27 protein-coding genes are annotated in these 26,117 nt (G+C 37.9%); 3 read left to right on the top strand and 24 right to left on the bottom strand.

Features of this window, described 5'->3' with window-relative positions; all coding sequences use genetic code 11:
- Window positions 1-88: 88 nt before the first annotated feature.
- Window positions 89-463, bottom strand: coding sequence for an ArsC/Spx/MgsR family protein (locus JKP71_RS02090; RefSeq protein WP_075525817.1), 375 nt, complete (start codon window positions 461-463; stop codon window positions 89-91).
- A 219-nt stretch (window positions 464-682) separates the two neighbouring features.
- Window positions 683-1,114, bottom strand: a complete 432-nt coding sequence (msrB, locus tag JKP71_RS02085) for a peptide-methionine (R)-S-oxide reductase MsrB (RefSeq protein WP_075525816.1) — start codon at window positions 1,112-1,114, stop codon at window positions 683-685.
- Window positions 1,115-1,368: 254 nt separating this feature from the next.
- Between msrB and JKP71_RS02080 the strand changes: the two genes are divergently transcribed.
- Window positions 1,369-2,850 (top strand): alpha-amylase, encoded by a 1,482-nt coding sequence (locus JKP71_RS02080; protein ID WP_200406849.1) that lies wholly within the window; start codon window positions 1,369-1,371, stop codon window positions 2,848-2,850.
- Here the strand turns inward: JKP71_RS02080 and JKP71_RS02075 are convergent.
- The 6 genes from JKP71_RS02075 to murB form a co-directional block, all read right to left on the bottom strand.
- Window positions 2,763-3,956 (bottom strand): M24 family metallopeptidase, encoded by a 1,194-nt coding sequence (locus tag JKP71_RS02075; RefSeq protein ID WP_200406848.1) that lies wholly within the window; start codon window positions 3,954-3,956, stop codon window positions 2,763-2,765. The genes JKP71_RS02080 and JKP71_RS02075 overlap by 88 nt on opposite strands.
- A gap of 121 nt (window positions 3,957-4,077) precedes the next feature.
- The gene (locus tag JKP71_RS02070) at window positions 4,078-5,145 is read right to left on the bottom strand and encodes an ABC transporter substrate-binding protein (protein WP_200406847.1); all 1,068 of its coding nucleotides are present in this window, start codon (window positions 5,143-5,145) and stop codon (window positions 4,078-4,080) included.
- Window positions 5,146-5,208: 63 nt separating this feature from the next.
- Window positions 5,209-6,012 (bottom strand): ABC transporter permease, encoded by an 804-nt coding sequence (locus tag JKP71_RS02065; RefSeq protein ID WP_200406846.1) that lies wholly within the window; start codon window positions 6,010-6,012, stop codon window positions 5,209-5,211.
- A 2-nt stretch (window positions 6,013-6,014) separates the two neighbouring features.
- Window positions 6,015-6,803: an ABC transporter permease gene (locus JKP71_RS02060; RefSeq protein WP_200406845.1), complete on the bottom strand. Its 789-nt coding sequence runs from the start codon at window positions 6,801-6,803 to the stop codon at window positions 6,015-6,017.
- Window positions 6,800-8,080, bottom strand: a complete 1,281-nt coding sequence (locus tag JKP71_RS02055) for an ABC transporter ATP-binding protein (RefSeq protein ID WP_200406891.1) — start codon at window positions 8,078-8,080, stop codon at window positions 6,800-6,802. Before JKP71_RS02055 ends, JKP71_RS02060 begins: the two co-directional genes overlap by 4 nt.
- A gap of 482 nt (window positions 8,081-8,562) precedes the next feature.
- A complete protein-coding gene (murB, locus tag JKP71_RS02050) occupies window positions 8,563-9,462 on the bottom strand; it encodes a UDP-N-acetylmuramate dehydrogenase (protein WP_200406844.1) in 900 nt (299 codons plus the stop codon).
- Between the two features lie 502 nt (window positions 9,463-9,964).
- Here murB and JKP71_RS02045 point away from each other — a divergent pair.
- On the top strand, window positions 9,965-10,381 hold the full coding sequence (locus tag JKP71_RS02045) for a Spx/MgsR family RNA polymerase-binding regulatory protein (protein ID WP_075525809.1): 417 nt from the start codon (window positions 9,965-9,967) through the stop codon (window positions 10,379-10,381).
- Window positions 10,382-10,422: 41 nt separating this feature from the next.
- On the opposite strand, the gene JKP71_RS02040 is transcribed toward JKP71_RS02045, so the two are convergent.
- From JKP71_RS02040 to JKP71_RS01975, 14 genes are all read right to left on the bottom strand, one after another.
- Window positions 10,423-11,880 (bottom strand): DUF438 domain-containing protein, encoded by a 1,458-nt coding sequence (locus tag JKP71_RS02040; protein ID WP_200406843.1) that lies wholly within the window; start codon window positions 11,878-11,880, stop codon window positions 10,423-10,425.
- Window positions 11,880-12,119, bottom strand: a complete 240-nt coding sequence (locus tag JKP71_RS02035) for a DUF1858 domain-containing protein (RefSeq protein ID WP_200406842.1) — start codon at window positions 12,117-12,119, stop codon at window positions 11,880-11,882. Before JKP71_RS02035 ends, JKP71_RS02040 begins: the two co-directional genes overlap by 1 nt.
- Window positions 12,120-12,312: 193 nt before the next feature.
- Window positions 12,313-12,915 carry a hypothetical protein gene (locus tag JKP71_RS02030; RefSeq protein ID WP_234446094.1) on the bottom strand — a complete coding sequence of 201 codons (603 nt, stop codon included), beginning with the start codon at window positions 12,913-12,915 and terminating at the stop codon, window positions 12,313-12,315.
- 187 nt (window positions 12,916-13,102) lie between these two features.
- Window positions 13,103-13,993, bottom strand: a complete 891-nt coding sequence (gene thrB, locus JKP71_RS02025; protein WP_200406840.1) for a homoserine kinase — start codon at window positions 13,991-13,993, stop codon at window positions 13,103-13,105.
- 1 nt (window position 13,994) lies between these two features.
- Window positions 13,995-15,278, bottom strand: coding sequence for a homoserine dehydrogenase (locus JKP71_RS02020; RefSeq protein ID WP_200406839.1), 1,284 nt, complete (start codon window positions 15,276-15,278; stop codon window positions 13,995-13,997).
- Window positions 15,279-15,409: 131 nt separating this feature from the next.
- Entirely contained in the window at window positions 15,410-16,054 is a 645-nt protein-coding gene (locus JKP71_RS02015; RefSeq protein ID WP_234446096.1) for a deoxynucleoside kinase, read from the bottom strand.
- 105 nt (window positions 16,055-16,159) lie between these two features.
- Window positions 16,160-17,452, bottom strand: a complete 1,293-nt coding sequence (locus JKP71_RS02010; protein WP_200406837.1) for a bifunctional folylpolyglutamate synthase/dihydrofolate synthase — start codon at window positions 17,450-17,452, stop codon at window positions 16,160-16,162.
- A 1-nt stretch (window position 17,453) separates the two neighbouring features.
- Entirely contained in the window at window positions 17,454-17,957 is a 504-nt protein-coding gene (locus JKP71_RS02005; protein WP_200406836.1) for an NUDIX domain-containing protein, read from the bottom strand.
- A complete protein-coding gene (gene folP, locus JKP71_RS02000; protein WP_200406835.1) occupies window positions 17,957-19,030 on the bottom strand; it encodes a dihydropteroate synthase in 1,074 nt (357 codons plus the stop codon). Before folP ends, JKP71_RS02005 begins: the two co-directional genes overlap by 1 nt.
- Entirely contained in the window at window positions 19,027-20,076 is a 1,050-nt protein-coding gene (gene folE, locus JKP71_RS01995) for a GTP cyclohydrolase I FolE (RefSeq protein WP_200406834.1), read from the bottom strand. Before folE ends, folP begins: the two co-directional genes overlap by 4 nt.
- A 54-nt stretch (window positions 20,077-20,130) precedes the next feature.
- Window positions 20,131-20,481, bottom strand: a complete 351-nt coding sequence (gene folB, locus JKP71_RS01990) for a dihydroneopterin aldolase (RefSeq protein WP_200406833.1) — start codon at window positions 20,479-20,481, stop codon at window positions 20,131-20,133.
- Window positions 20,482-20,534: 53 nt separating this feature from the next.
- Window positions 20,535-21,122, bottom strand: coding sequence for a ribosome biogenesis GTP-binding protein YihA/YsxC (yihA, locus tag JKP71_RS01985; RefSeq protein WP_075525798.1), 588 nt, complete (start codon window positions 21,120-21,122; stop codon window positions 20,535-20,537).
- The gene (gene clpX / locus JKP71_RS01980) at window positions 21,119-22,354 is read right to left on the bottom strand and encodes an ATP-dependent Clp protease ATP-binding subunit ClpX (RefSeq protein ID WP_200406832.1); all 1,236 of its coding nucleotides are present in this window, start codon (window positions 22,352-22,354) and stop codon (window positions 21,119-21,121) included. Before clpX ends, yihA begins: the two co-directional genes overlap by 4 nt.
- A 271-nt stretch (window positions 22,355-22,625) precedes the next feature.
- Window positions 22,626-23,126: a dihydrofolate reductase gene (locus tag JKP71_RS01975; protein ID WP_075525795.1), complete on the bottom strand. Its 501-nt coding sequence runs from the start codon at window positions 23,124-23,126 to the stop codon at window positions 22,626-22,628.
- Between the two features lie 377 nt (window positions 23,127-23,503).
- On the opposite strand from JKP71_RS01975, the gene JKP71_RS01970 reads away from it, so the two are divergent.
- The gene (locus tag JKP71_RS01970; RefSeq protein ID WP_200406831.1) at window positions 23,504-24,013 is read left to right on the top strand and encodes a tRNA (cytidine(34)-2'-O)-methyltransferase; all 510 of its coding nucleotides are present in this window, start codon (window positions 23,504-23,506) and stop codon (window positions 24,011-24,013) included.
- 57 nt (window positions 24,014-24,070) lie between these two features.
- On the opposite strand, the gene JKP71_RS01965 is transcribed toward JKP71_RS01970, so the two are convergent.
- The gene (locus JKP71_RS01965; RefSeq protein ID WP_200406830.1) at window positions 24,071-25,381 is read right to left on the bottom strand and encodes a nucleobase:cation symporter-2 family protein; all 1,311 of its coding nucleotides are present in this window, start codon (window positions 25,379-25,381) and stop codon (window positions 24,071-24,073) included.
- Between the two features lie 40 nt (window positions 25,382-25,421).
- Window positions 25,422-26,021 (bottom strand): xanthine phosphoribosyltransferase, encoded by a 600-nt coding sequence (locus tag JKP71_RS01960; RefSeq protein WP_200406829.1) that lies wholly within the window; start codon window positions 26,019-26,021, stop codon window positions 25,422-25,424.
- Window positions 26,022-26,117 lie beyond the last annotated feature (96 nt).

Below are 26,117 nucleotides of genomic sequence, written 5' to 3'. Positions count from 1 at the left end.
ATCAGCACTGACTTAAATCACTGACAGCTCTGTCAGTAAATTTTCTAAGCAAAAAAGGAGCTGACCGCTTGGTCAGTCCTCTTATTTATCATGAACGAACACGCCAAGGTAAAAAAGTTCGGATGTCGTCATTATTATAACCGACTAAAAGGCGACGATCATCAAAAGTAATAGGAGAGCGTAATAATTGCTGATTTTGTAAGATAAACTGGATCATCTCATTTGTAGAAATTTGATCCAAATCACAGGCATTGCGCAGTTCAGAATAAAGTTTCGGGGCCTTAGATTCAGAAACAATGATTTCCTCAAAACCTTCATTGGATAATGCCAAAACCCGCATTAAATCTTCTTTAGATAAAGAGGTTTTCGAAATTGTTTGATAGGGAATTTCGCGAGCTTTAAACCAGTCTACAACACGTTCAGCAGACTGATTTGAATTTGATTTTTGGTAAATTTTAATCATTTTCAGACTCCTTTCGCTCTTAAAGTTTATTATAACGTAAAATCAAAACAGAAAACTCAGACTTTCGATGTATTTTTTAGGCTTCGTCACTTACAACACCAGAAAAAGTTTTGCTTGCTCATGGACACTCCTATAAAAAAAGAGTATCCCTAATTTTTGATACTCTTTCTTCTTTACAGTTGGGGGGTATTTTTATGAATTCAAAACTTCAAGATGAAGTCACTCGAAATAATGGCGATAATCTCCATAACCTGCTGCTTCTAATTCTGCTACGGGGATAAAGCGCAAGGCAGCCGAATTGATACAGTATCTTAACCCTCCTTTATCCAAAGGTCCGTCAGTGAAGACGTGTCCAAGGTGACTATCAGCTTGGCTAGAACGTACTTCTGTGCGTTCCATGAGGAAACTACGATCTCGTTTTTCTTTGATAGCTTGGCGTTCGATAGGTTGAGTAAAAGCAGGCCAGCCACAGCCTGATTGGTATTTATCAAGGCTGGTGAATAAAGGTTCGCCGCTGACGACATCGACATATAATCCTGGCTCAAAGAAATCATCAAATTCATTAGTAAAAGGTGCTTCCGTCCCATTTTCTTGTGTTACTTTGTAAGCGATTGGACTTAATTTTTCTTTGAGATTTTCTTTCTCTTTCATATTAACCAACTTTCTATTTTCTTAACGAATCCTGCAATTACTTTCATTATAGAACATGTTCAGTGGATCTCACAACTATTTCGTTTACGAATCCATCAATTTTTATTAAATTAACTGAAAATACCTTTATAATCTTAATTTTGAATAAGTGGTATCTTTTTTTATGGCTTTCTCATTTTTTTGTGTATACTAGAAATAGTTACAAAAAATATAGCATAAGTTAAGCTGATCGCTTACAGTAAAGGAGATAATCGATGAAGGTCATTTTACAAGCTTTTGAGTGGTATTTACCAGCAGACGGAAAACATTGGAAAAGATTAGCTCAAACGATACCTGATTTTAAGAAACTGGGTCTATCAGGAATATGGCTTCCACCAGCTTCTAAAGCTGCTTCAGGTATGGAAGACGTCGGCTATGGAACTTATGATTTGTTCGATTTGGGTGAGTTTGATCAAAAAGGATCTATTGCGACGAAATATGGAACAAAAGAGGATTATCTTGAGCTGATTAAACAACTCCATGAAAATGGTATCGAAGCTTATGCAGATATTGTTTTTAATCACATGATGGGAGCTGATGATACCGAAGTGATTGAAGCGGATGTCAAGGCAGAAGACGATCGCCTCAATGAAGTGGAATCTGACAAAACAGTTGAAGTATGGACCAAGTTTACATTCCCAGGACGAAAAGGAAAGTATGATGATTATATCTGGACCTCTCATAATTTTACAGGCGTAGATTATGATGAACGAACAGAGGAAAATGAAATACTGGAATTTGAAGGTCATGAGTGGGATGATAACGTCGACGATGAGAATAATAACTTTGACTTTTTGATGGGAGCAGACCTTGATTTTAGTGTCCCAGAAACGGTAGCCCAACTTGAAAAATGGGGAAAATGGTTTGTGGATACGACGCAGATTGATGGCTTCCGACTTGATGCGATTAAGCATATTGACTTTGAATATTTCAAAACCTGGCTTGATAAACGCCAAGAACAAATGGAGAAAGAGCCTTTTGTTGTTGGAGAGTATTGGTCAGACGACATCGAAAAGTTAGAATACTATCTTAGCCAATCTGGCGGTCAAATCCAACTTTTTGATGTGCCCCTTCACTTTAATTTGGATCAAGCTGCTTCTACTAACGGCGACTTTGATATGCGAGGGATTTATGCCAATACAATGATTGAGCGTCATCCAGAACTAGCGGTATCTTTTGTAGACAATCATGATACGCAAGAAGGTCAAGCGCTCGAATCATGGATTCAACCTTGGTTTAAGGAACAAGCTTATGGATTAATTTTACTCCGTAAAAGAGGAACTCCTTGTGTATTTTGGGGAGATTTATATGGTATTCCAGAGCAAAATGTTGAACCTGTCGGTATCAACCTGCGCCGTATGCTTGCTTTATGCGGTCATGCAGACTTTGTAAGTGAGTATGATTATTTTGATGACGCGGATCGAATTGGGTGGACAAATGAAATCGAAATTGAGGGTGAAAAAACTGGACTAGCCACACTCTTAACCAACCGCAAAGGCGGAACAAAATACATGATCGTTAATGAATCTCAAGCTGGAAAAGTGTATGTGGATCTCTTGGGCAGACACGCTATCCCTATAACCCTTGACGAAAAAGGTGGCGCAGAATTTCACGTGGATGATGCGAGCATCTCTGTCTGGATAGACCAAGACTTGCTCTCAAAAATTAATCCTCTGGCTGAGCTTGAAGGAGAATAAAAAGTTACTGACAGCTCTGTTGATTCAGGGTATACGGGCGAGCTTAGCCATTCTTCATCAGCGGTTAAATGTCCTGGATTTAAATGCCAACCATAGGTCTTTTTAGGCAAGACAGCCTCTATGGCTTGATACAGTTCTTGACCTTTCATTCCTATTTTGATGCTTTCCAACCAGGTTTTAACCGCCTTAAAGTAAGGAATCGCGATGCGTTCCAGATAATCTTGTTCGCCTTTTGGAAGTTCTTCTTGTCTTGCTACGGCATAGCCTGAACGACTTTGCAGCCCACCTTTATAGCCTGTGGTTAAAGCTAAGCGTTCCCCTAATTGTATTTGTTTATGCGTGGGATAGAGATTTGCTTTCACAAAGCGTTCTCCACTAGCTAAAATGGTCACAACATTATGAGACTGTCCCAAAGCAGATAAGCTTGTAGCCAGCTCCATCTCAGTTTTGCCTATTTCGATTCGGTTCATTGTTTCCAACATACAATTTCCAGCTAAAGCAGCCCCGAACTCATAATGCGCAAATTCATTAGCATTGTTTGTCGTGCGCACACCCTCTTCACCAATAAAAAGTGCTGTGGCATTCGAAAATGTAACGCTTGGAAACATTTTGAATAAAGTCTCTACGATAAAATAGGGAAGATCAAATAAGCTCCTATTATCTTCTGTTTGACTCGTAAAGTTTTTCCAGCCCACTAAGCCAACTTTTCCATGGGAGGGTAAATCACATGCAAGGAAAGCTTCTTTAAGGTTCTTCTCAGGATCCATCGGTTGATTAGGCAAAGAAAAATGCGGGAGATGAACAGCTTTGGCAGGAAGTCGTGCCTTGTCTGCTTTATTTAAATTTTCATTTCCTAAAACAAGATGACTTTCCCCTGAAACTTTGATAACAAGTAATGCCTCTTCAAAACGAGGTAAGAAGCCTGTCAAATATTCAAAATTTGAACCATGCTCTAAATCAGCATAAATAATCAAAGCCTCATAAGAGGACTTCTTCATTTTTGAAAGAAGTTTTGCTTTTCGTTCTTGCATTGTCTCATCACTTAAGTTGATAGGAATAAGGTTTTCTTCAATTCGGGGGATTTTTGATTTTTTTAGTTGAATCATTAATTCTCTCCTTATGAGCACTTTGATTTATTATACCAAACTCTTTCCTTTTTTCTTAAAAAAATCCTCTCGTTCAAAAATAAAAAAGCAGAAGATTAACTCTGCTTTTTGAATATCATTTTTATTTGTTCATCTTAAATTCAAGATAAAGATCGTTATAAACCCCTGTCCAATATGGGGTAAGGTTTTTATAGGCTTCATCATCTTGAATGAGGGTCTGATCGGGATAGAAGGCTTTGTTTTCACGTAAACTCTTTGGGAGCAAGGCCTTGGCTTTTAAGTTTGGTGTCGCATAACCAATCCATTCAGCATTTTGTGCGGCATTGGCTGGTTGTTGCATGAAGTTAATAAAAGCATAAGCAGCCTTCACATTTTTAGCCCCTTTAGGAATGGCGAGATTATCATACCATATGTTGGTTCGTTCAGGAATAACATAATGAAGATTTTTATTTTCTGCCGTCATTTCAGCCGCTTGGCCACTATAGACCACCGCTAGGGGAGTTTCATTATTAATCATATAATTCATAATCTCATCCCCAAGGATTGCTTTGACATTAGGGGTGAGCTCGAGTAAATCATTGTAAGCTGTCTCTAATTCTTCTCGATTAGTGGTGTTGAGAGAGTAACCATGTTTACTCAAAACCATTGCCATGACATCACGCACACTATCTGTCAATAAGATGGAATTTTTATAAGTGGGAGACCAGAGATCTTGCCAAGTTTTGGGAGGATTTTTAACCGTTTTATCGTTGTAAACAATCCCTAAAGTCCCCCAAAAGTAAGGGATAGAGTATTGATTTCCTTTATCAAAAGCAGGATTAAGCAATTTTGGATCATCATCTTCTAAGCCTTTAATTTTAGAATGATCGAGCTTTTGAAGGAGATGTTCTTGGGCCATTTTTTCTATCATATAATCAGAAGGAACAACGATATCATAAGATGTTCCGCCCTGTTTGACTTTAGAGTACATGGCTTCATTTGAGTCAAAAGTCATATAGTTAACTTTATAACCCGTTTCTTTTTCAAATTTTGTGATGAGCTCTGGATCAATGTACTCACCCCAGTTGAAAATAGTCAAGCTATTATTTGCTGTTTTGACACCATCTGCTGCCTTCATTTGATGAGAGAGTAAACCTAAGGAAGCGGTAATTGCTAAGAGTGCCACAAAGAAATAGATTAGTTTTTTCAAATTGCTCCTTTCTTATTTTTAAAAATAAACTTTTTACTACTGAGTCTAGGTTATTAGAGCGAGCTACGTCAAATTGGAAGATTTTCCAACTGTATCGGAATCTTTCATAATATAATAATACCCTAAAACAAGGACGATTGAAAAGAGAAATACAAGCGCCGATAAAGCATTAATTTCTAAAGAAATCCCCGCACGAGCTCGAGAATAGATTTCTACTGAAAGTGTTGTGAAATCATTCCCTGTTACAAAGAAGGTCACTGCAAAATCATCTAAGGAATAGGTGAAGGCCATAAAGAATCCTGCAATAATTCCGGGTGTGAGATAAGGTAAAATGATTTCCCGCATGATCTGTGCTGGAGTGGCTCCTAAATCGTTAGCGGCATCAACCAAAGCTCCATCCATTTCTTGATAAAGGGGCATGACCATAAGCACTACAATTGGTATGGAAAAGGCAATGTGACTTAACAATACGGATAAAAAGCCCAGCTGCATCCCAATCATCGTAAAAAGAATCAAAAACGAAGCTCCAATCACCACGTCGGGAGAGACCATGAGGACATTATTTAATCCCAGTAACGTATCTTTTTTACGCCCTTTGACTTTTACCAGATAAATGGCTCCGACTGTCCCAATAATCGTTGCAACTAAAGAACTTAAAAAAGCGAGAAAGAAAGTTTGAACAACAATCAAAATAAGGCGTTGGTCAGCAAAAAGAGTTTTAAAATTTTCCAAGGTAAATCCAGTGAATTTACTCATATCTCCTCCTGCATTGAAGGAATAAAAGATTAAGTAAAAAATCGGAGCATACAATAGAATGAGGACAACCGCAAGGTAGGCTTTACCTAACTTAGAACTTTTTGTTTGCATTGCTAGTTTCTCCTTTCTTTAGTGAGACGCATGACCACGAGCATGGCAACAACCAAGACAACAGCAATGGTGGAGCCCATTCCCCAGTTTTGGGTAGTGAGGAAATGTTCTTCCACAGCAGTCCCTAATGTAATGACCTTATTTCCTCCAATCAAACGTGTCAGCATGAAGAGCGACAAGCTCGGAATAAAAACAGCTTGAACGCCTGCGCGAACACCGTTTAAAGATAAAGGCCAAATCACTTTACTGAAGGTTTGAAAACGAGAAGCCCCTAAATCACTACTCGCATGTACTAAGTTGGCGTCTAAATCGTTAAGTGCGTTAAAAATTGGCAGAACCATAAAAGGAATCGAAATATAGCTGGCCACTAAGATGAAACTCATATCGGTAAAGAGAATTTGAGTTCGTCCCAAGCCTAAAAAATTGAGAAAATTATTGACAGAGCCATATTTTCCGAAAATCCCAATAAAAGCATAGGCTTTTAATAATAAGTTTACCCAAGTAGGTAAAATAATCAGCATCAGCCAAAACTGTTTCATCTTAAGCTTGGTCAAAACAAAGGCTACGGGGTAAGAAATAAGTAAGGTGACAACCGTAATAATCAATGCATAGAGAACCGAATTCCAAGTCATCATGAGGTAGGTGCCACTTGAAAAATACTGGATATAATTGTCAAGGGTAAAATGACCATTGAGGTCAAATAGCGATTTCCAAAAGAGCATGACCAAGGGGATTACAACAAAAAATAAAATCCAAAGAAAATAGGGAACAGAATAAATACGTTTGGTCACTTTTCTGCCTCACTTTCTAAAAGGGCATCAGCCTCTTGCTTATGAAGAATTTCGTTGACTGTCTCAGCTAATTCGGTCAATTCCATTGTATTTTCAAGGGCTTCTTTGACTGCTTCTTGAATAGCCGCCTCTTCTTCAGCATTTTCTTCTTCTACTGCCTTAGCCAAACCAATGGTTTGTTCTTCTTCTTCAACATATTCTTCAATACGAGCATCAAATTCTTCTTCGGTTTCATTGAGACGCATGATATGAATGGCTTCTGGATCAAAATCAAGACCAACTTTTTCACCTACAATGGCTTTATGTGTTGAATGGATAAGCCATTCGTTTTTAAATTCATCATAGGCTACAATTTCATAATGCACACCACGGAAAAGTTGTGTGTCTACAATAACATTGAATTTTCCTTCGTCAGGCATGGTGAACCAAATGTCTTCGGGACGAATGACGACTTCAATGGGTTCATTTTTGCGCATCCCCCCATCTACCGCCTCAAATTGTTGACCGTTAAATTCTACGAGGTAGTCTTGAATCATTCGACCATTCAAAATGTTTGATTCCCCAATAAAATCGGCGACAAAGTGGTTGATAGGTTCATCGTAAATGTCTGTTGGGGTACCTGATTGGACAATTTCCCCCTCATTCATAATAAATATCCAATCAGACATCGCTAATGCTTCTTCTTGATCATGTGTGACAAAAATGAAAGTAATTCCTAAACGTTGTTGAAGTTCACGCAGTTCATACTGCATGTCTTTACGCAATTTCATATCCAAAGCCGATAGCGATTCATCAAGCAATAAGACTTTTGGCCGATCAATAATGGCACGAGCAATGGCGACCCGCTGCTTTTGTCCACCCGAAAGTTTTGCAATAGAACGTTTTTCATAGCCAGCAAGTTGAACCATCTTCAAGCTCTCTGAAACGCGTTTTTCAATCTCTTTCTTATCAACCCCTTTGATTTTGAGGGCAAATGCGACATTGTCAAAAACATTCATATTTGGAAAAAGCGCATAAGATTGGAAGATGGTGTGAACATCTCGCTTATTGGCTGGTAAGTCATTGATTCTTTTATTATCCAGAATTACGTCTCCAGTAGTGGCATCCAAAAGTCCAGCGATAATATTTAAGATTGTTGATTTACCAGAACCTGAAGCTCCTAAGAGCGTATAGAACTTTCCTTCTTCTAACTCAAATGAAATGTCTTTAAGTACAGTGGTATCAGTATCTGCGTATGTTTTGCTGACATTTTTGAATTCAATAATCGTTTTTGCCATTTCTTTGTCATCCTTTTCTAGCATGTTATAGATGATGGGCATAACATGATATTTCTCTTTTACGATACAAAAAACCAAGCAAACGCTTGGTCTCATCATCAATCTTAGCCTCTGTTTCAAATAGTAGCAAACAGAAAAATCTAGTGCAGAGTCTATACAGCAGAAGAACTTTTAATACTCTTATTGATGCGCCAAAGCGTGTTTTTCTTGGGTGGGGTGGTTCAAAAAAGAATCCCCATAACTCATCATTGACGAGCTAATCAATAAGGCAACGAAAGTCGCCAATTTCGGCTTTTGACCCGGCTGTCCGTCTGGCCTTGGCTCGATAATACCGTTAGTAAATAGCTAAACGTTACTGACAGATTGGTCAGTAACTTATCGAGCGGTCAAATCTTCTGCGTACAACAGAACTTTATTAATTATAGCTTAAATTGTTGGGATTTTCAAGCTGAAAATTTAAAAAAGACAGGATAAGCCTGTCTTTATTTTTCACCAATAATACGGACTTCGGGCTCTAAAGTGAGTCCAGCATTTTCTTTGACACGTTGGATTACATGGGCGATGAGGGCTTCATAATCCGTGGCTGTCCCATGATCAACATTGACCATGAAACCAGCGTGTTTTTTACTGACTTCCACACCACCAATTCGTGTGCCTTGTAATTGTGCTTCTTGGATAAGTTGTCCTGCAAAATGTCCTTCAGGTCGTTTAAAAACGGAGCCACAACTTGGATATTCAAGTGGTTGTTTGCTCTCCCGGAGAAAATTGAGACGGTTCATTTCATTTTGAATTTGCTCAGGATCTCCAGGCGTAAGTTCAAATTTTGCGGAGATGACAACAAGATTTTCATCACGAATCACTGAATGTCTATAGCCAAATCTCATTTCGTCCGCTGTGAGAACGAAAAGTTCCCCACTTTCATTCATCACTTTACAGCTCACTAAAACTTGTGAAATCTCGCCACCATAAGCGCCTGCGTTCATGAAAACAGCCCCTCCAATAGAGCCAGGAATACCACAGGCAAACTCAAACCCCGTCAATGCATGTTCTTGTGCGATTTGGGTTACTGCTTTGAGTTTTGCACCTGCTTGAGCTTCAATGGTATAGCCTGCAACATTTACCTGATCGAGTTTTTCAAGTAAAATCACAAGACCGCGGATCCCTCCGTCTCGGACAATAAGATTTGAGGCATTGCCGAGCACCGTGACAGGTGTGTTTGTTGCTTGTGCAAGTACTGACAGCTCTGTCAGTGCTTCTGTTGTTTCAGGAAAGGCTAAAATATCTGCAGGGCCACCAACTTTAGTATAAGTATAATGAGAAAGTGGCTCATTATACTTAACAATCAGATGAGAAATATTTTCAAGTTCATTTTGTTTTAACATAGGTTAATTATACCACACTCTATCAATTGGATTCAATCTGATCTGAATGCTGGGTAGCAGGTATGCAAATTAGCCACATCTTTACTTCATTGATTGCTCTAAGAAGTTTAAAATAGTATTAATTAAAAGTAAGAAAAAATGTAGTTATACAAAAAGAGAATTACCTAGTTTTTATCCATTTTATGAACAAATAAGCTATTTTTGTATTATAAAGAGCACATTTTTTGAAATAAAAAACTTATTATGTTAGATTATTATTAAACATATTGGTTAAATCACTCATAAATATCAAACGGACTAAAATCATAAGGGGACTGTTTTTTTATAAAGGTAGCATTGACAGATAATGGCTTTCTTCTCATTCTTATCTGTCCTTTTATTAACTAGTATTGTTCACTAATGGTTAGGGAAAATGAAAATTATTTAAGAAATAATTAAAATTTTTATAAACAGATCAATTCATTTTTATAATTTTGAAACCTAAAAACTCAAAAGGAGCATCATGATTAAACTTTTTATTACTTCTTCTTGTGCCTCTTGTAGAAAAGCTCGGCGTTGGTTACAAGAAAACGGACTACCATTTAATGAAATAAACATAAAAACTAGCCTTACCAAACAAGATTTAATTGATATCCTTACCCATACAGATAAAGGCACTGAGGATATCATTTCAACCCACTGTGAGCTTTATAAGCAGCTCAATCTTGATTTCACGACCATGAAGTTTAGTGAATTTATAAAAACAATTGAAACTTACCCCCTCTTGATAAAGCGGCCCATAATTATGGATGAAAGTAACATTCAGATAGGCTTTAATGAAGAAGACATAAGAGTCTTCCTTCCTCAAGAGCTAAGAACAATCCAGCGTCTGGAAATACTGGAAGAACGATGGTTTAAAGAAGTGTCCAATAGTCTCTGAGTCGTCCTAATGCAGACTAAGATGCCTTTTACTAGTGAGATTTATTTATCAGCTAACATCTGCTTAACAAAATCAGGCATTTCGCCTCTGACAGCTCCGTCAGTAGATTTTTTTATTGATTGAGCGACTTGATTTTCATATTCAGAAGTCGTTTTTTCATGACCATCTAATCTTTTTTCTCCCACCAAATTTTGAATGGCTGTAATATCCTGCGAAACTTCTAAACAGCCCAGATATTCTCCTGTTTCTTCATCACGCATTGCAAAATATCGAATATAAATTTTCTTATTAAAACGATGTAAATCAATCCAAAAATCAGCTTGATCGCGTGATCCAGATTTAAAATCTTCTAGTATTTTTTCTACTACCGCCATTGATTTTGGCGGGTGGCAATCAATAACACGTCGACCAATTACAGACTTAGCTCGTGGAAAAATTCGTTCTCCTCCCGAGAAAAAGCGAACGATATCTTCTTTATCAACAAAACTTAGATCAACTGGTAAAATATTGAACAAAGCTGTCAACTCATTGAGGTGCAACATGCCAGTCGGCAAAACAACTACTCCCTCACTTGTAACTTTTTCCCAATCATATTGCCGCTTAACGCTTTTAGGTTTACTTGGTTCTAAACCTGATTCTTTGCCAATAGCCTCAGTCATTGCTTTAGCAGATTCGATCGCCGCCAATCTTTGAGGTTCACGCTCTTTTTCCTTTTCAATTGCCGTTTTAGAAGCTTTCCACTTTAAAGGTTCAGCAATAAATGCATAGCCAATCTCTTTAGAATCCTCCTCTATTTGTTCCCAATCTTTTAAAGAAAAGATATCTAAGCACATTGGAATCATAATTGCTTCTTCTTTAAAAATCATTTCTTCAATTTCTGTCAGTAAATTTTCTAGCATTTCACGCATGGGATTTAAAGCTGCTTTATCTGTTTTTAAATAAACAATCATTTCTTTAATCATCTCACGAACACTATCATCTACACCCCACATAACTTTTGGTGGCGCTGTGATTCCATATTTTTCCATAAAAGAAAAAATTAAAGTTTCTTTTCTAGCATAATGTTTGTCAATATTATACAAATCAATAACCGCTACAAGTAAACGTTCTTTATAAGACCACTCTCCTTTTTCAATCTTTGAAAAAACCCACCGAATTTCATCATTTAATAGCGATGTAATCACTTGATTTTCAAGTTTCATTGTATGAATAGGATGTCCTGGAGTATTTTCTTCTAAAGAGGATTTATGAATATCTGTAATAGCCCCTTTAAAGACAGCTGCATGAACGTTGCATAATTTTTGAATTTCAGAGGGATTGAGCCCCCCTTGGATCAATGCCTTTTCAGCACCAGTTATTTCTGAAACATCTACACCGTCAAATTCTTCATTAAAAATTTTTTTGGCGTTCTCAAACGTCCCTCCTTCGTGTAAGAGTGTCAATATTTCAACAATTCTTTTTTGGCGCTCAATCGTGGTTGATTTTTTCATATCCATCACTATTTATCCCCCTCATGTTTTGAAAAAGCGAATCCAGCCTCAGCAAAAGTGCTCACGATTTCATCCCAGTCGATATGTTTCATTTTTGCCCCCATGGGGATGGTTGCCATTTTTCCAGCAGTTTGTAGCATTCCTGGTATTTTTATCTCATGAAAACCTAAGGTGTCCATTAATTCAATAATTTCAGGGTGCTCTGTTGCTAAATCATAAAGTTTAGCATTTATATCCAGTTGTATCATTCTAATCTCCTTTTTCAGATGCCAGCACTGTAAAAGACCTTTTACATCCAGTACTATTTTATCAAAATCTAATTCTCATTAAAAGTTTAATTATACGACACTCAAATGATAGGAGTTTACTTCAGTTGATGCAAAAAAAGGACTTACAATAAAGTCCTTTTTTCCCATCTAGTATTTCCAACTGACCAGACGATCAGTTCGTTTTTACTTTGATTTTATCTTTACTCAAAAAAGTTTTTGCACGTTCAAAAATTTCAATATTAAATGCTTTACTTAAAACTTTACAAAGACCTAGTGAGAGGTTGAAGTCAATCATACTGTGAACCAGTCCACCAAAACCAATCAATAAGAGAAGATTAAGGAGGGCAGCTTGGTCCATTGTCGCAAAGCCAAAGGCATAAAAAACATAGACGATGAGTGCTTCCAAGCCAGCATGGAATATCCCTAGAACAAGGTTAAAAATTTGAATTTTAACTTTTTGGTGCACGATTTCAGGATGTTTTTTCAAGAAATAAGCACCTGCGGTCATGACAAAAAGATGCATCAAGGCCCGGAGCCAAATCGTAGGAACGGGGGTACTAATCATGAAGCCAAGTGTCGTCCCAATAGCGACAAAAGCTGTCATTACGGGGCTAAAAAACATTGCTGCCATTACAGGAACATGTGAGGCGAGCGTAAATGAGGCAGGACCAATGATGATTTTAGCCGGCATTATAGCCGGAATCAAGATCCCAAGTGCAGTGAGCATTGCAGCAATAATCAGGTTTCTGACTTTTGCATTTTTGGTTTGAGTCATTTGCGTTTCCTTTTTAGAACTCTTGCTTTTAAAAAGCGGACAATAAGGGCGACAAAGTTTCCATTGGTTCATTTTTTCGACGAAAAAATAAGCAATAGAATCTTTAGGAAAAGGTTATTCATCGATCAACTTTTTCCTTGTGATGATTATAACAATTTTTTGTTAAATAATCAAAAAAATCTGTATGTTATAACAGACTTTTTTCGACTTGTAACCCTTTACTATCGATTTCGAGTTCATAAAAGCGACCTTGCCAATTTTTTTCCGACAAATGTTGCAAAAGTAAAGTAATTTTTTCTTCAGGAGCTAGCATCATGAGCGTTGGACCTGCTCCACTAAGATAAGTGCCATAAGCACCATAGGTTTGACCAATTTCACGAAATGCTGCTAATTCGGGCACTAAAGCTGAGCGGTATTTTTCATGAAAAAGATCTTCTTTCATCATCTGACCTGCTGTAACCAAGTCTCCTGAAAGCAAGCTTGCCACCAGAACATTTGCCACGGCACTTGCTGCAACAGCTTGAGCATAGGAGAGGGTTTCTGGTAAGACTTGGCGACTTGCTACGGTCTTAAGCTCTTTGTCTGGAACAAAAGCTAAAAGTTTGCATTGGGGCAGTTTAGCTTTGATTGCCCGTACTTCTTCGGTTGCACTACTTGCAATGACTAAATTACCATAGAGTGCTGGCGCTACATTATCAGGATGCCCCTCAATCTGACAAGCCAAAGCTAATTTTTCTTCATCACTTAGGCCTAATTGGGCAAGTTGGTTGGCTAACTCAATGCCTGCAATAATCACCGAGCTTGAAGAACCCAATCCTCGTGCCAAGGGGATATCAGAGCTCATTTTCAAATGGTATTTTGCTGACAAGTGCTGCTTTTTCTGAGCTAAGACTGCTGACAGCGTCGTCAGTAATAAATTCTTTTCGTCAGTTGGAATATTGACACCTAAATCATGATCAATCCGCCATGCCTCTGCTTTTTCAAGCACTTCTATTGTTAAATAGAGGTTAACAGCAAGCCCAATCGAGTCAAACCCCGCTCCTAAGTTGGCTGATGTTGCGGGCACAATAATTTTCATTTTAATTTTCCTCCACGACCTTGAAATAATTGAGTAAGTTAAAATCATCTTCTTTTGCTAACTTCGTCTCAAGAGATGCGAGTTGAGTTTGACTTATTTTATGGCAGATGATGCCTACAACAGCACGTTGCCCATCGCCTTTTTGTTGTAAGACTTGTTCAAAAGAAACATTCACGGCTGTAAAAAGCTGCACTAAACGCAAAAACTGTCCAGTGGAATCAGGTGTTTCAACTGAAAAATAGTATTTATTCAGAACTTCTGAGCTCTCTGCCAAACGGGTAGCTCGCTTGTATTCATTAAAAGATTTACCAAGGGTTTGCTCTTTAAACCGTTTAACAATCCGTACGATGTCTGCTAAAACACTTGTAGCGGTAGGGTTTTGTCCGGCACCAGCCCCATAAAACATTGAAGCACCCATACCAATCGAATCAAGATAGACTGCATTCATCACGCCCTTAACGCTTGCTAACGGGTGAGAAGCTGGAAGAAATGTCGGACTGACTTCAGCAAAAATTCCAGAAGAAACTTCAACGATTTCTCCGACAAGTTTGATCACATACCCCAACTGATTAGCGATTTCCACGTCTGCTTGCTGAATGGTTGGGATGCCTTGATGCTTGATTTGAGAAGGCGAAATTGTCATGCCAAAAGCAAATTCACTAAGCAAAGCTAATTTATAAACCGCATCAATCCCCTCTACGTCATTTGTCGGGTCAGACTCTGCATAACCAAGTAATTGTGCGGTTTCAAGCGCTTTTTTATATGTCCAACCTTCTTCCATCATCTTGGTCAGCATGAAATTGCTTGTCCCATTAATGATTCCCAAGAGGCGTGTGACTTTATCTGAAGCAAACGAATTCGCTAACGTGCGTAGAATAGGTATCCCACCAGCTACAGCAGCCTCATAATAAAGGGCAACTTTATTTTTTTGGGCTAACTTTTGTAGTTCAGCGCCATGGAGTGCGAGCAAATCTTTATTCGCCGTCACAACACTCTTTCCAGCAGCAAGAGCTTGTGAAATATAAGTTTTTGCAGGCTCAATGCGCCCCATTAGCTCAACAACAATTGAAATAGTATCATCATTTAAAATAGCCTCGATTGAAGTTACAAAATCCCAAGGATGACCTACTTGCCGTAATTGTGCTGCTTTTTCTTCACTACGAACGAGAACTTTTGAAATACTTATCGTTTCATCTAATAGTGCTGCTAATTTTTCCTGATTATCTGCGATCAAGGCGGGCAGTCCAGAACCTACGGTTCCAAAGCCTAAAAGTGCAATTTTCATCTTTTCCCCAAACTCTAAAATTTTTATTATTGCTTAACATTATAACATGATAAGTAAAATTCTTTACTGACCAGCCTGTCAGTAACTTTTTTTGCTAAAAAAGAACCAGTCAGCTTTGACCAATTCCCTTTTTACTTTAATAAATCTAATGCCTTCAATTCTTGATCGATTTGTGATAAGACCATTTCTAAATCTTCAGGGTTATTAACAAAGTCAATCTTATCTCCATCTATACGTAGTTTAGGCGAAATATCATAAGCGTCGTACCAAGAAGGATATTCTCCATGAACCTGATGGTAATAAGCTTTTAGCCCCTCTTGTGCATCAATCTGCTCGAAAGAACGGCCTCTTTGTTCAATACGAGCCAGCATCGTTTCAAAAGAAACATCGATATACACGAGCAAATCTGGTCGCTTTTTAGGCATCCCTTCTAGCTCTTCCAGCATATTTGCTAGCAATTCTTTATAGATATCCAGCTCTGTCTTTGTTACATTCCCATTTTTATAATTTAAAGTTAAAAAGAGCTCATCTTCAAAAATTGACCGATCCAAAACATTGTTGTCCTGCTGATAAGCTAATTTAATCGATTCAAATCGTTTATTTAAAAAATAAATTTGCAATAAAAAAGCATATTTTTTCGGATCCTGATAGTAAAGATCAAGCACGGGATTATTATCCACTGCTTCATAAAACACCTCTGTATTCAGATGTGCACCTAATGCCTTTGCTAAACTTGACTTTCCCGCACCAATGGTACCTGCTAATACGATCAAAATTCTATTTTCCTCCCAATCGACACCCTAGAAATCATGAGTTCCGAAATTTTCAACTTCTTTTATTATAGACTAAAAATATAAAATTACAAATTTTCGACTATCTTTTTAACTTTCATCCTCTAAATTCAATACGTAATCACGCACTTGAGCAGAAAAATAAAGTGAACCGGTAATGACCAACACCTCATCAGCTTTTAAACCTTGGCGTAATCCATCCAATGCTACTTCCCAATCGGGAGCCAATGTCACACCTTTTTCCTCTAAGTCTGTAAAATTATTTAAAGCTAAAGCTTTAGGATAATTAAAAGTTGTCAAAATTAATTCTGCGTGATCAACTGTTTGCAACATTTCAATCATCTGACGAATATCTTTAGTCGTGATTGCTGAGAATAAGATTTTAAACTTTTTCTTAGGAAATTCAACTTTTAAATTTTCCAGTAAGCGGGTCATCGCATGGACATTATGTGCCCCATCCAAAATAATGAGGGGGTGATCACTTAATTTTTCCATACGAGCCGGCCAGTAAGCTTTCTTAATCCCCAAACGGATTGCTTGTTCACTGAGTGGCAAACCAATCTTATGAGCATAAACTAAAGCCAGCTCGATAGCCATAGCTGCATTTTCAATTTGATGAAGTCCTTTTAAAGATTTCTCTAAATGCTCAAGTTCCCCTGCTTCTGTTTTGAAACTAAACTTTTCATCAGCTTCAATTTCAATACGGTAGTCATAACGGTACTGGTAAACACGTGCTGTTTTTTGTTTTGCTGTTTCCCAGATAACACGTAAAGCGTCAAGGCCAATATTACCTGTGACAACAGGTATTCCTGGTTTAATAATTCCCGCCTTTTGTGCGGCAATTTCCTCAATTGTGGAACCTAAAATATCAATATGATCCAATCCAATCGTAGTAATTCCAGAAACAACTGGTGTAATAACATTTGTACTATCTAAAAGTCCTCCAAGCCCGACTTCAATAACAGCGATATCTACTGCTTCATCAGCAAAATATTTAAAAGCCATCGCTGTGATAATTTCAAACTCTGTAATTCCAGATAATTCTTCTTGAGCATCAAGTTTCTCAACTAACGGCTGAAGTAATTGCACATATTGAATCAACTTTTCATCAGCAATGGGCTGTGCATTAATACTCATGCGCTCCCCAAAAGTTTCAATAAAAGGACTTGTAAAAGAGGCTACTTTCAAGCCAGCTTCCATAAATATTGAGCGCGTAAAGGCGACGGTAGAACCTTTACCATTAGTACCCGCCACATGAATCATTGATAATTTTTCCTCAGGATGACCCAAAAGATCTAATAGCGCTTCTACCCGACTAAGACCCGGACGAATATTAAATTTTAAACGAGAATGTATCCATTCTAATGCTTCTTCAATTGTCATGTTAACCCTTTTCTAATTCATAATATCCTTGAAATTCGACAGGCGCATCTTCCTTTTTTAATAATGACACGGGCAATTCAGCACGAGCAGGTTTCTTATCTGTTTTAAACAAGCGGTAACGAAAATCAAGATGTTGATGAGCAGGTTCATTTTGCACCCAATTCTCAGGAATGTTGATGAGATTGACATCTATCAGATCCCCTGTTTCTTTTGCAGAGAAGCCAGTTTCTTCATGAAATTCTCGAACAGCGGCTTGTAGAGGTGTTTCATTTAACTCTACATGTCCTGCTGGTAGGAGCAGTTCTTTTTGATAAGGATGCAAGATAAAAAACAGACGTTTGTTTTCAAAAACAAGAGCACTTGCAGAAAGCTGAAGTTTCGGATTTTGCTTTCCCCTTAGTTCTTCATCTGTCGCCTTCAAAAGCATGCAAAGCTGATTAATTTTTTGCTGATCCACTTTTCCAGCTAGTGATTGGATCTGCCTAATGAGTTGATCATGTGCCATCATATCTCCTTGTAACGTTTTACCGCATCAATTAATACTTTGGTCTCTTTCACATCATGCACACGCAAGATCCGACCACCATCCAGAATCATCTGAGCTTCAAGCATCAATGTTGAAAATAAGCGATCTTTAGAAACAACATTAAAGATACTTTCCATAAAGGACTTGCGCGAAATCGCAACCATGACAGGAAGGCCTAGATGCGTTAAGCGTTCTGTTGCTTTCAAGCGCTGAACGCTATCTAATCCAGAATCACCCTTAAAAAAACCTACCCCAGGATCAATACAAATTTGCTCATTCTTCAAGCCTATAGCTCGTAATTCTTTTGCTTTTTCTTCGAAAAACAGTGGCAATTCATCAAAAACATTCTCTGCAAAGTTAAATCCTGCTCGTCCATTATTCATAGCAACCACAGCCGGACGATAGTTTTGAATAACCTCAAGTTTTTCATGAGTATCAAAGCCGTCAATATCGTTGATAATATCGGCGCCTAAATCTAATGTACGCTCCATTACTAGCGCCTCATCCGTATCAATAGCCACTATTGCCTGAGGAAAATGTTGTTTAATTGCTTTTAATGGTTTTTCAAGCCTTAACCATTCCTCTTCAGGACTGATGTCTGCATAACCTGGTCGAGAAGATTTGCCACCCAACTCAATCACCGCTGCTCCATTTTCCAAGTCTGATTCAACACGTTTTAAAATATAATCCACTTGAAGATGATCTACCGACCCATCATAGAAAGAGTCTGGCGTTACATTGACAATCGAATAGACAATCGCAGAGGAGGTTAAATCAAAGCGAAAACGCTCTGAGGACCAGATTAATTGATGCCGTTGGATAATCAGCTCCAATTGTCTTCGTTGCTCTTCGACTTTAAAAAAGGGGAGTAGATTTCTAAGTTCATCAATATCAAGGAATACTAAGAGTGATTTGGTATCAAGAAAAACCTTACTACTCACACGTTTTAAAACTCGGGAAAGAAAAATATGTTCATCTTGGTTGAGCTGCTCAAACTTAATTGTGATGTTTTTTAAAGAAAATTGTTCCTGATTTAATTCTATAATTTTCATAGCAGACTTTCTAAAAATTCCATTCGTTTTACGAAGTCTTTCTCATAGGCTCCTGAGAAGTAAGAAGTTTTTGTTTTTGAGTTAAGTTTTTTAACTCCTCGCATCTCCACGCACATATGCCGCGCTTCCACCACAACGGCCACTCCTTTAGGTTGCAAAATTTCATCAAGCGTCTCTGCAATTTCACTCGTAATATTTTCCTGAACAGAAAGCTTATGTGAAACGTAATCAACAAGCCTTGGGATTTTCGAAAGGCCAATGATATTTCCCTGATCAGGGATATAGGCTACATGCACCTTTCCAAAAAACGGGAGCATATGGTGTTCACACATCGAATAAAAGGGGATATCTTTGATAAGGACGGGAGAATCAACTTCTGTGGGTTCAATTTTAAAAAGTTTATACGCTTCAAATTTTAAAGAGCGCTGCGATGACAAGATTTCTTCATACATTTTAGCCACACGTTGGGGCGTTTCAAGAAGTCCTTCACGGTGTGGATCTTCCCCGAGTGCAAATAAAATTTCCTCGACCGCAGAAGCAATCCTGCCTCTGGGAGTAGGATCCTCTGCAACTACTTGCACATGTTGTTCACTTTGATTCAGTTTAGTTACCGCTTCTTGGATAAGTTGATAATATTTGAAAGGGGGTTCTATCAGTTCCAACAATGGAAGCATAACAAAGAGTCGATTAAGAAGCTCTCGGTGCGGTATCACTAGATTTTGCTCAAAAATTTCCTCTTCCCCATAGAATAAAACATCAATATCGATCGTGCGTGGGCCCCAGTGAATTTTACGTTCGCGGTTGAGCTTTAACTCTACTTCATGGATGAAATCCAATAAGGCTTGGGGAGCTAATAAGCTAGAAATTTTGAGAGCAATATTAATAAAATCGTCTTGTTTAACACCGCCTACCGGAGAAGTTTCATAAAATTGCGATTGTTGTTCAACGATAATCTTCGGATGTTCTCCTAAGAGACGGATGGCTTCATGGATATAGTACTGGCGATCGCCAATATTACTCCCCAAACTTAAATAAATCGTTTGCATAGTTCCTCCACATGCATTATTCCTAAAAATGACTTGTAACTTTAGAGTTACTGCTTAGCCTCGCATTTCAATTTCTGCTGAATCAAAGATTCCCTCAATGGGGACTGCAAGTTTTCTAAGATGAACCTCGACAGTTTCAATACGCTGAGTTGTTTTTTTAACCCTTTGAATAATATCATAGGCAACCTTTTCAATTAAATCAGCCTTGGAGTTTTCTACTACTTCTCGGGTTGCCTCATAAAAATCAACATAAGAAAGGGTATCTTCGAGTTCATCCAAACCAGAATAAGTAAAATTGGTCTCAACGATAAGATCAATTTCTAAATTTTGACCAAGTATCTTTTCTTCAGGAAGTACTCCAATATGTGCTCTAAACTTCATATTATTTAGCTTTATTTTATACATAATGCCTCGTTTTAGGTGTAGAAAAGGCTATGAATCTCTTCATAGCTCTATTTTCAGAGATATTTTATGATTGCTTGCCAAGCTTCTTCAAAACCAGTTTTGTCTGCAGATGAAAAGATAATGAAATCATCTGTACTATCAAATTTCACAGCCTTTTTGATGATTGACTCATGTTTATTCCACTTACCACGAGGGACTTTATCTGCTTTAGTGGCGACAAGAATCACCGGAATATGATAATATTTCAAAAATTCATACATCATGATATCATCTTCGGAGGGTTCGTGACGAATGTCAACCAAACTGACCACGGCCCGCAGATTTTCACGAGTAGTGAGGTACTCTTCAATCATTTTCCCCCACTTTTCACGTTCTTTTTTGGAAACCCGAGCATAGCCATAACCAGGGACATCAACGAAATGAACTTGGTCATCGATATTATAAAAATTTAAAAGTTGGGTTTTCCCTGGTTGACCAGATGTCCGAGCAAAGTTTTTTCTATTTAACAATGTATTGATAAAGCTTGATTTTCCGACATTGGAACGTCCAGCAAGTGCAATTTCTGGCCAGTCATTTTCTGGATACTGTTTTTTTGAAGCAGCTGAAATGGTTAGCTTCAGGTTGTTCGTATTAATTGTCATTTTTTCTCAACCTCGCGTACCAATTTGGGTTCTTCTTTTCCTTCGACAACCGCCTCAGTAATCTCAACTTTTTTAATTGTTTTATCACTAGGAACCTCAAACATGATATCCATCATGACTTCTTCGATAATTGAGCGCAAGCCTCGAGCCCCTGTTTTGCGGGCGATGGCTTTACTGGCTATAGCATGTAAAGCCCCTTTATCAAAGTCAAGTTCTACGTCATCAAAAGAGAGTAATTGCTTGTATTGTTTGATTAGAGCATTCTTTGGTTCTGTCAAAATGCGAATCAAGTCTTCTTCTGTCAAGCGCTCTAGTGCAGCAACGATCGGAAGGCGCCCGATAAATTCTGGAATTAATCCAAATTGTTGAATGTCTTCTGCTATAATTTCTTGCATATAAGAATCATTCTCACTGATTGCTTTATTATTCGCCCCAAAACCAATTACTTTTTCGCCCAAACGTTGTTTGACAATTTCCTCAATCCCATCAAAAGCACCACCAACAATAAATAAGATATTTTTTGTATCTATTTGAATCATTTCTTGATTAGGATGTTTTCGACCACCTTGAGGGGGGACACTTGCTACTGTTCCTTCAATAATTTTCAAAAGAGCTTGTTGGACACCCTCTCCTGAAACATCCCGTGTAATTGAGACATTTTCGGATTTTTTAGCTATTTTATCGATTTCATCGATATAAATGATCCCACGTTGTGCTCTTTCGATATTAAAGTCACTTGCCTGTAAGAGTTTGAGTAAGATATTTTCTACGTCTTCACCTACATATCCTGCCTCAGTTAAACTTGTCGCATCTGCGATTGCAAAAGGCACGTTAAGTGATTTAGCCAAAGTTTGAGCAAGAAAAGTCTTACCAGAACCAGTAGGTCCAATGAGTAAGATATTGGATTTTTGAAGTTCAATCTCTTCTTTATTTGCACTACCTGAAAAATTAATGCGTTTATAATGGTTATAGACGGCGACTGCTAGAGCACGTTTTGCTTTATCTTGCCCAATTACATAAGCATTGAGTAATTCAAGCATTTCGCGCGGTGTTTTAACTTCAAGCATTTCTGAGGCTTTTTCTTCTCTGAGTTCTTCTTCTAAAATTCGTGTTGAAAGCTCAATGCACTCATTACAGATAAACACATCTGAACCAGCGATCATTTTTTTCACATCATCTTGACTTTTGCCGCAAAATGAGCAATGAATATTTTGATTTTGTGTATTTGACATAATAATTTGTTCCTAAATACTTCTAAGATTTCTAGGATTTCCTTCATTGAAATCCACAAAAAACCTTAAAGGGTTGATTGCTTTATGTAAGGTTCTTTTTAAAAAAGAAGCCCATGGAAAGCATGAATAGAATTGACAATATTCGTAAAGGCATTGAGGAGAAAAAGCATTCCTAGTCCCCAACGCTTTTTGCGAAAACACTGGATGGCAATAATAATGCAAATCCAGCAAAGTATTGCTGTAAACAGCCCGAAAATTGATTTTGTCATGGTTATTTCACTTTTTTATATTTTTTTATCGTAAAGTCGTAAGGATTTTTTTCATCTTTACGATGGAAGTTTTCTGAAACTTCCTCAAAATTCTTAAAATCAAAAGAGGCTGGGAAATAAGCATCTCCAGAAAACTTACCATGTACAACAGTACGGTAGAGTATCTCAAGTTCTTTTTCAAAAAGTGCTAAAATTTCAGCACCGCCCGTAATGAATAAATCTTTTTCCTGATTGCGATACCACTTTAAGACGTCCTCTAGACTGTGCATGATAAGCACATGTTCATCTGTAGAACGGTAATTTTGGTCTCGTGTTAGAACAATACTGATCCGACCAGGAAGCACACGTTTTTGCATGCCGTCAAAAGTTTTACGCCCCATAAGGATGGCTTGACCCATAGTGGTTTTCTTAAAATGTTGTTGTTCAGCGGGTAAATGCCAAGGCATTTTTTCGTTTTGTCCAATCAGGCCTTGCTCATCTTCTGCCCATATTCCAATAATCATCATGCCCCCTTATTGAATTTTGCTTTTACTATTATAGCAAAAATTTGCTATTTTCGCTCTGTCTAGTACAGAGCAGCGGTTATTTTTCAACTTTTGTAGGGATTAATAAAAAAACGTTGATTTTTTATTAAAAATATCATTATTTTTCTTTACAAATTTAAAAATAAGTGTTATCATAATAATTACATTAATTTGTTTCAATCTTTCCTGTTATGATTAAAGCAAATTAGTCCCCCAACTAGACTTCTTGCTGAGATTGACTCCGAGGGGTCTAGTTTTTTTGTTTTTTACCCTAAAAACTTAATGATGGCTCTGTAAGCTGTGTTCAAACTGCTGATGGAGCTGTCATTAATTATTTTGAGAAGAAAGTGTGAAACATGAATCATATTGCCCTTTTTGAACCTCGCATCCATTTTAATACTGGAAATATTGCCCGTACTTGTGCTGCAACCAACACCGTTTTGCATCTGATCGAACCTTTTGGATTTGAAATTACTGATAAGCACCTCAAGCGTGCTGGCTTAGACTACTGGGATAAAGTTAATATTGTTTATCATAAAAATTTGGAGGACTTCGTAACCTCTATTCCAGCGGATGGCCAGCTCTATTTGGTGAGTAAATTTGCTGAGCATGTCTATTCAGACGTAGATTACTCAGATAATGAGCAAGAGCATTATTTCTTATTTGGCCGCGAAGACACGGGATTGCCCGAAACATTCATGCATGAGCATCGTGATGAATGTATCCGCATCCCTATGAATGATGAGCACGTACGTTCTTTGAACTTATCAAATTGCGCTTGTATGATTGTATATGAAGCTCTGAGACAACAACATTTTGCTGGTTTGGAGCGTGTCCATACTTATGAAAAAGATAAATTGAAATAATTTTTACTGACCATTCTGTCAGTAAAAAATAAAACTCTATCAAACGATAGAGTTTTTTTATTTTACTGGTTCAGCCTGAGTTGCTTCTGAATGTTCCGCAACGCTTGTCTTTTTATGATTGAAAATAAGATTCAAGGCAATCGCTGATACGGTACTCATCACGATCCCATTTGAAACGAAAGGTTGGATAAAAGTAGGAAGTGCTGTAAATAAGTTGCTGGAATTAAAACCAACTCCCATCGCTACAGATACGGCTGCAATAAGTAAGTTTTGGTTCCCCTCAAACTCAACACTACCAAGCATGCGAACCCCTTGGGTTGCTACCATTCCAAACATGACAAGCATTGCCCCACCCAAGACAGGGTTAGGTATCAATTGAGCAACAGCCGCAAATTTAGGAATCAACCCAAGAATTAGCAAGAAACCTGCAGTAAAGTAGAGAGGTTTGCGTGTTTTAATCCCTGATAATTGGACTAAACCAACATTTTGTGAGAAACCAGTGTAGGGGAAGGTATTAAAGATTCCCCCAAGAAATACTGCAAAGCCTTCTGCGCGATACCCATTACGCAAGCGTTTTTCATCGAGCTCTTCACCAGTGATATCAGCCAGCGCCAGATAAACTCCGGTAGATTCAACCAAGGAAACAATAGCAATAATAATCATCATCAGACAGTCCATAAAGTAGAATTTAGGAGCTGCAAAATAAAAAGGTTGAGGTAAATGTGCCCAAGGAGCTTGACTAACGACGTTGAAATCAACTAAGCCCATACTTGCAGCGAGGACTGTTCCTGCTACAAGCCCAATCAAAATAGCAATAGAGCGAATAAAGCCTTTAGAAAAAATATTAATAAGTAAAATAATTAAGATGGTTGAGAGGGCTAAAATAACACTTTGAAGTGTTGGTTTTGCCGCATTATCTCCCATATTCCCGATGGCAACAGGAATCAAGCTTAGACCAATAGTTGTAATCACAGAACCTGTCACAATAGGTGGAAATAATTTTCTAATCTTTGAAAAAATTCCTGAAATTAAAATCACGAACACACCCGAGACCATCAGGGAGCCAAACATAGCTCCTGAACCATGACTTTGTCCAATAATAATCAATGGAGCTACAGACTGAAAAGCTACTCCTAATACTACTGGAAGACCTATCCCAAAATGCTTGCGTAGCTGAAGTTGTAAAAACGTCGCTAATCCACACATAAATATATCTGCTGAGATAAGATAGGTCAGTTGCGCTGCCGAATAATTTAAAGCTCCTGCGATCATAATGGGAACTAAGATAGAACCGGAGTACATTGCTAAAAGGTGTTGAAGCCCCAGAATGGCTGACTTCGAGTTGCTTTGTTCATTTTTGTGAAACATGTTCTGATTTTCCTTAATTTCTTCTTTTTAGTGATACTTCTTAATTTTTATCAAATGCTGAATCATCAGCTGGGGCGAAAATAACTTTACCATTTTCAAATTTCTCAATGCGGGCAAGGCTTGTGAGATTCATTCCTTCATTAAGGAGTTTTTGACGACCGTCTTGGAAAGATTTTTCAATTACTATTCCTAGACCAACCACTTCTGCTTTAGCTTGCTTCATTAAATCCAGCAAGCCAAGTGCTGCTTGTCCATTGGCTAAAAAATCATCAATAATGAGTACTTTTTCGCCAGCTTCAAGCAACTTACTTGAAATTTGAACGGTTGATGTCAATTTTTTAGTAAAAGAATAAACTTCTGTAACCAACAAATCATCATTCATGGTGACATTTTTTGCTTTTTTGGCAAAAATCAAGGGCACATTGAGTGACTCGGCAGCATACAAAGCGGGTGCAATCCCACTTGCCTCAATGGTTACGACTTTTGTAACGCCTGCATTGGCATAAACCTCAGCAAAGCGTTTCCCGATTTCCTTCATCAACTGATAGTCGACTTGGTGAGTTAAAAAACGGTCTACTTTTAGAATGTCTTGACCCAATACTTGACCGTCTTTATGAATGCGGTCTTCTAATAATTTCATAGTTTCTCCTTAGTTATAATTTTTTCTCTCAGAAAAATTACTGAGAGGCAACTGCTTTTAATCACAAGGATTAAAAGGTGAGCGAATCTCGCTCAC

The sequence above is a fragment of the Lactococcus taiwanensis genome, from assembly GCF_014905395.1.
Taxonomy (GTDB): domain Bacteria; phylum Bacillota; class Bacilli; order Lactobacillales; family Streptococcaceae; genus Lactococcus; species Lactococcus taiwanensis.
The sequence above is the reverse complement of the archived record's forward strand: the minus strand, read 5'-3'. Positions and strand labels throughout refer to the sequence as shown.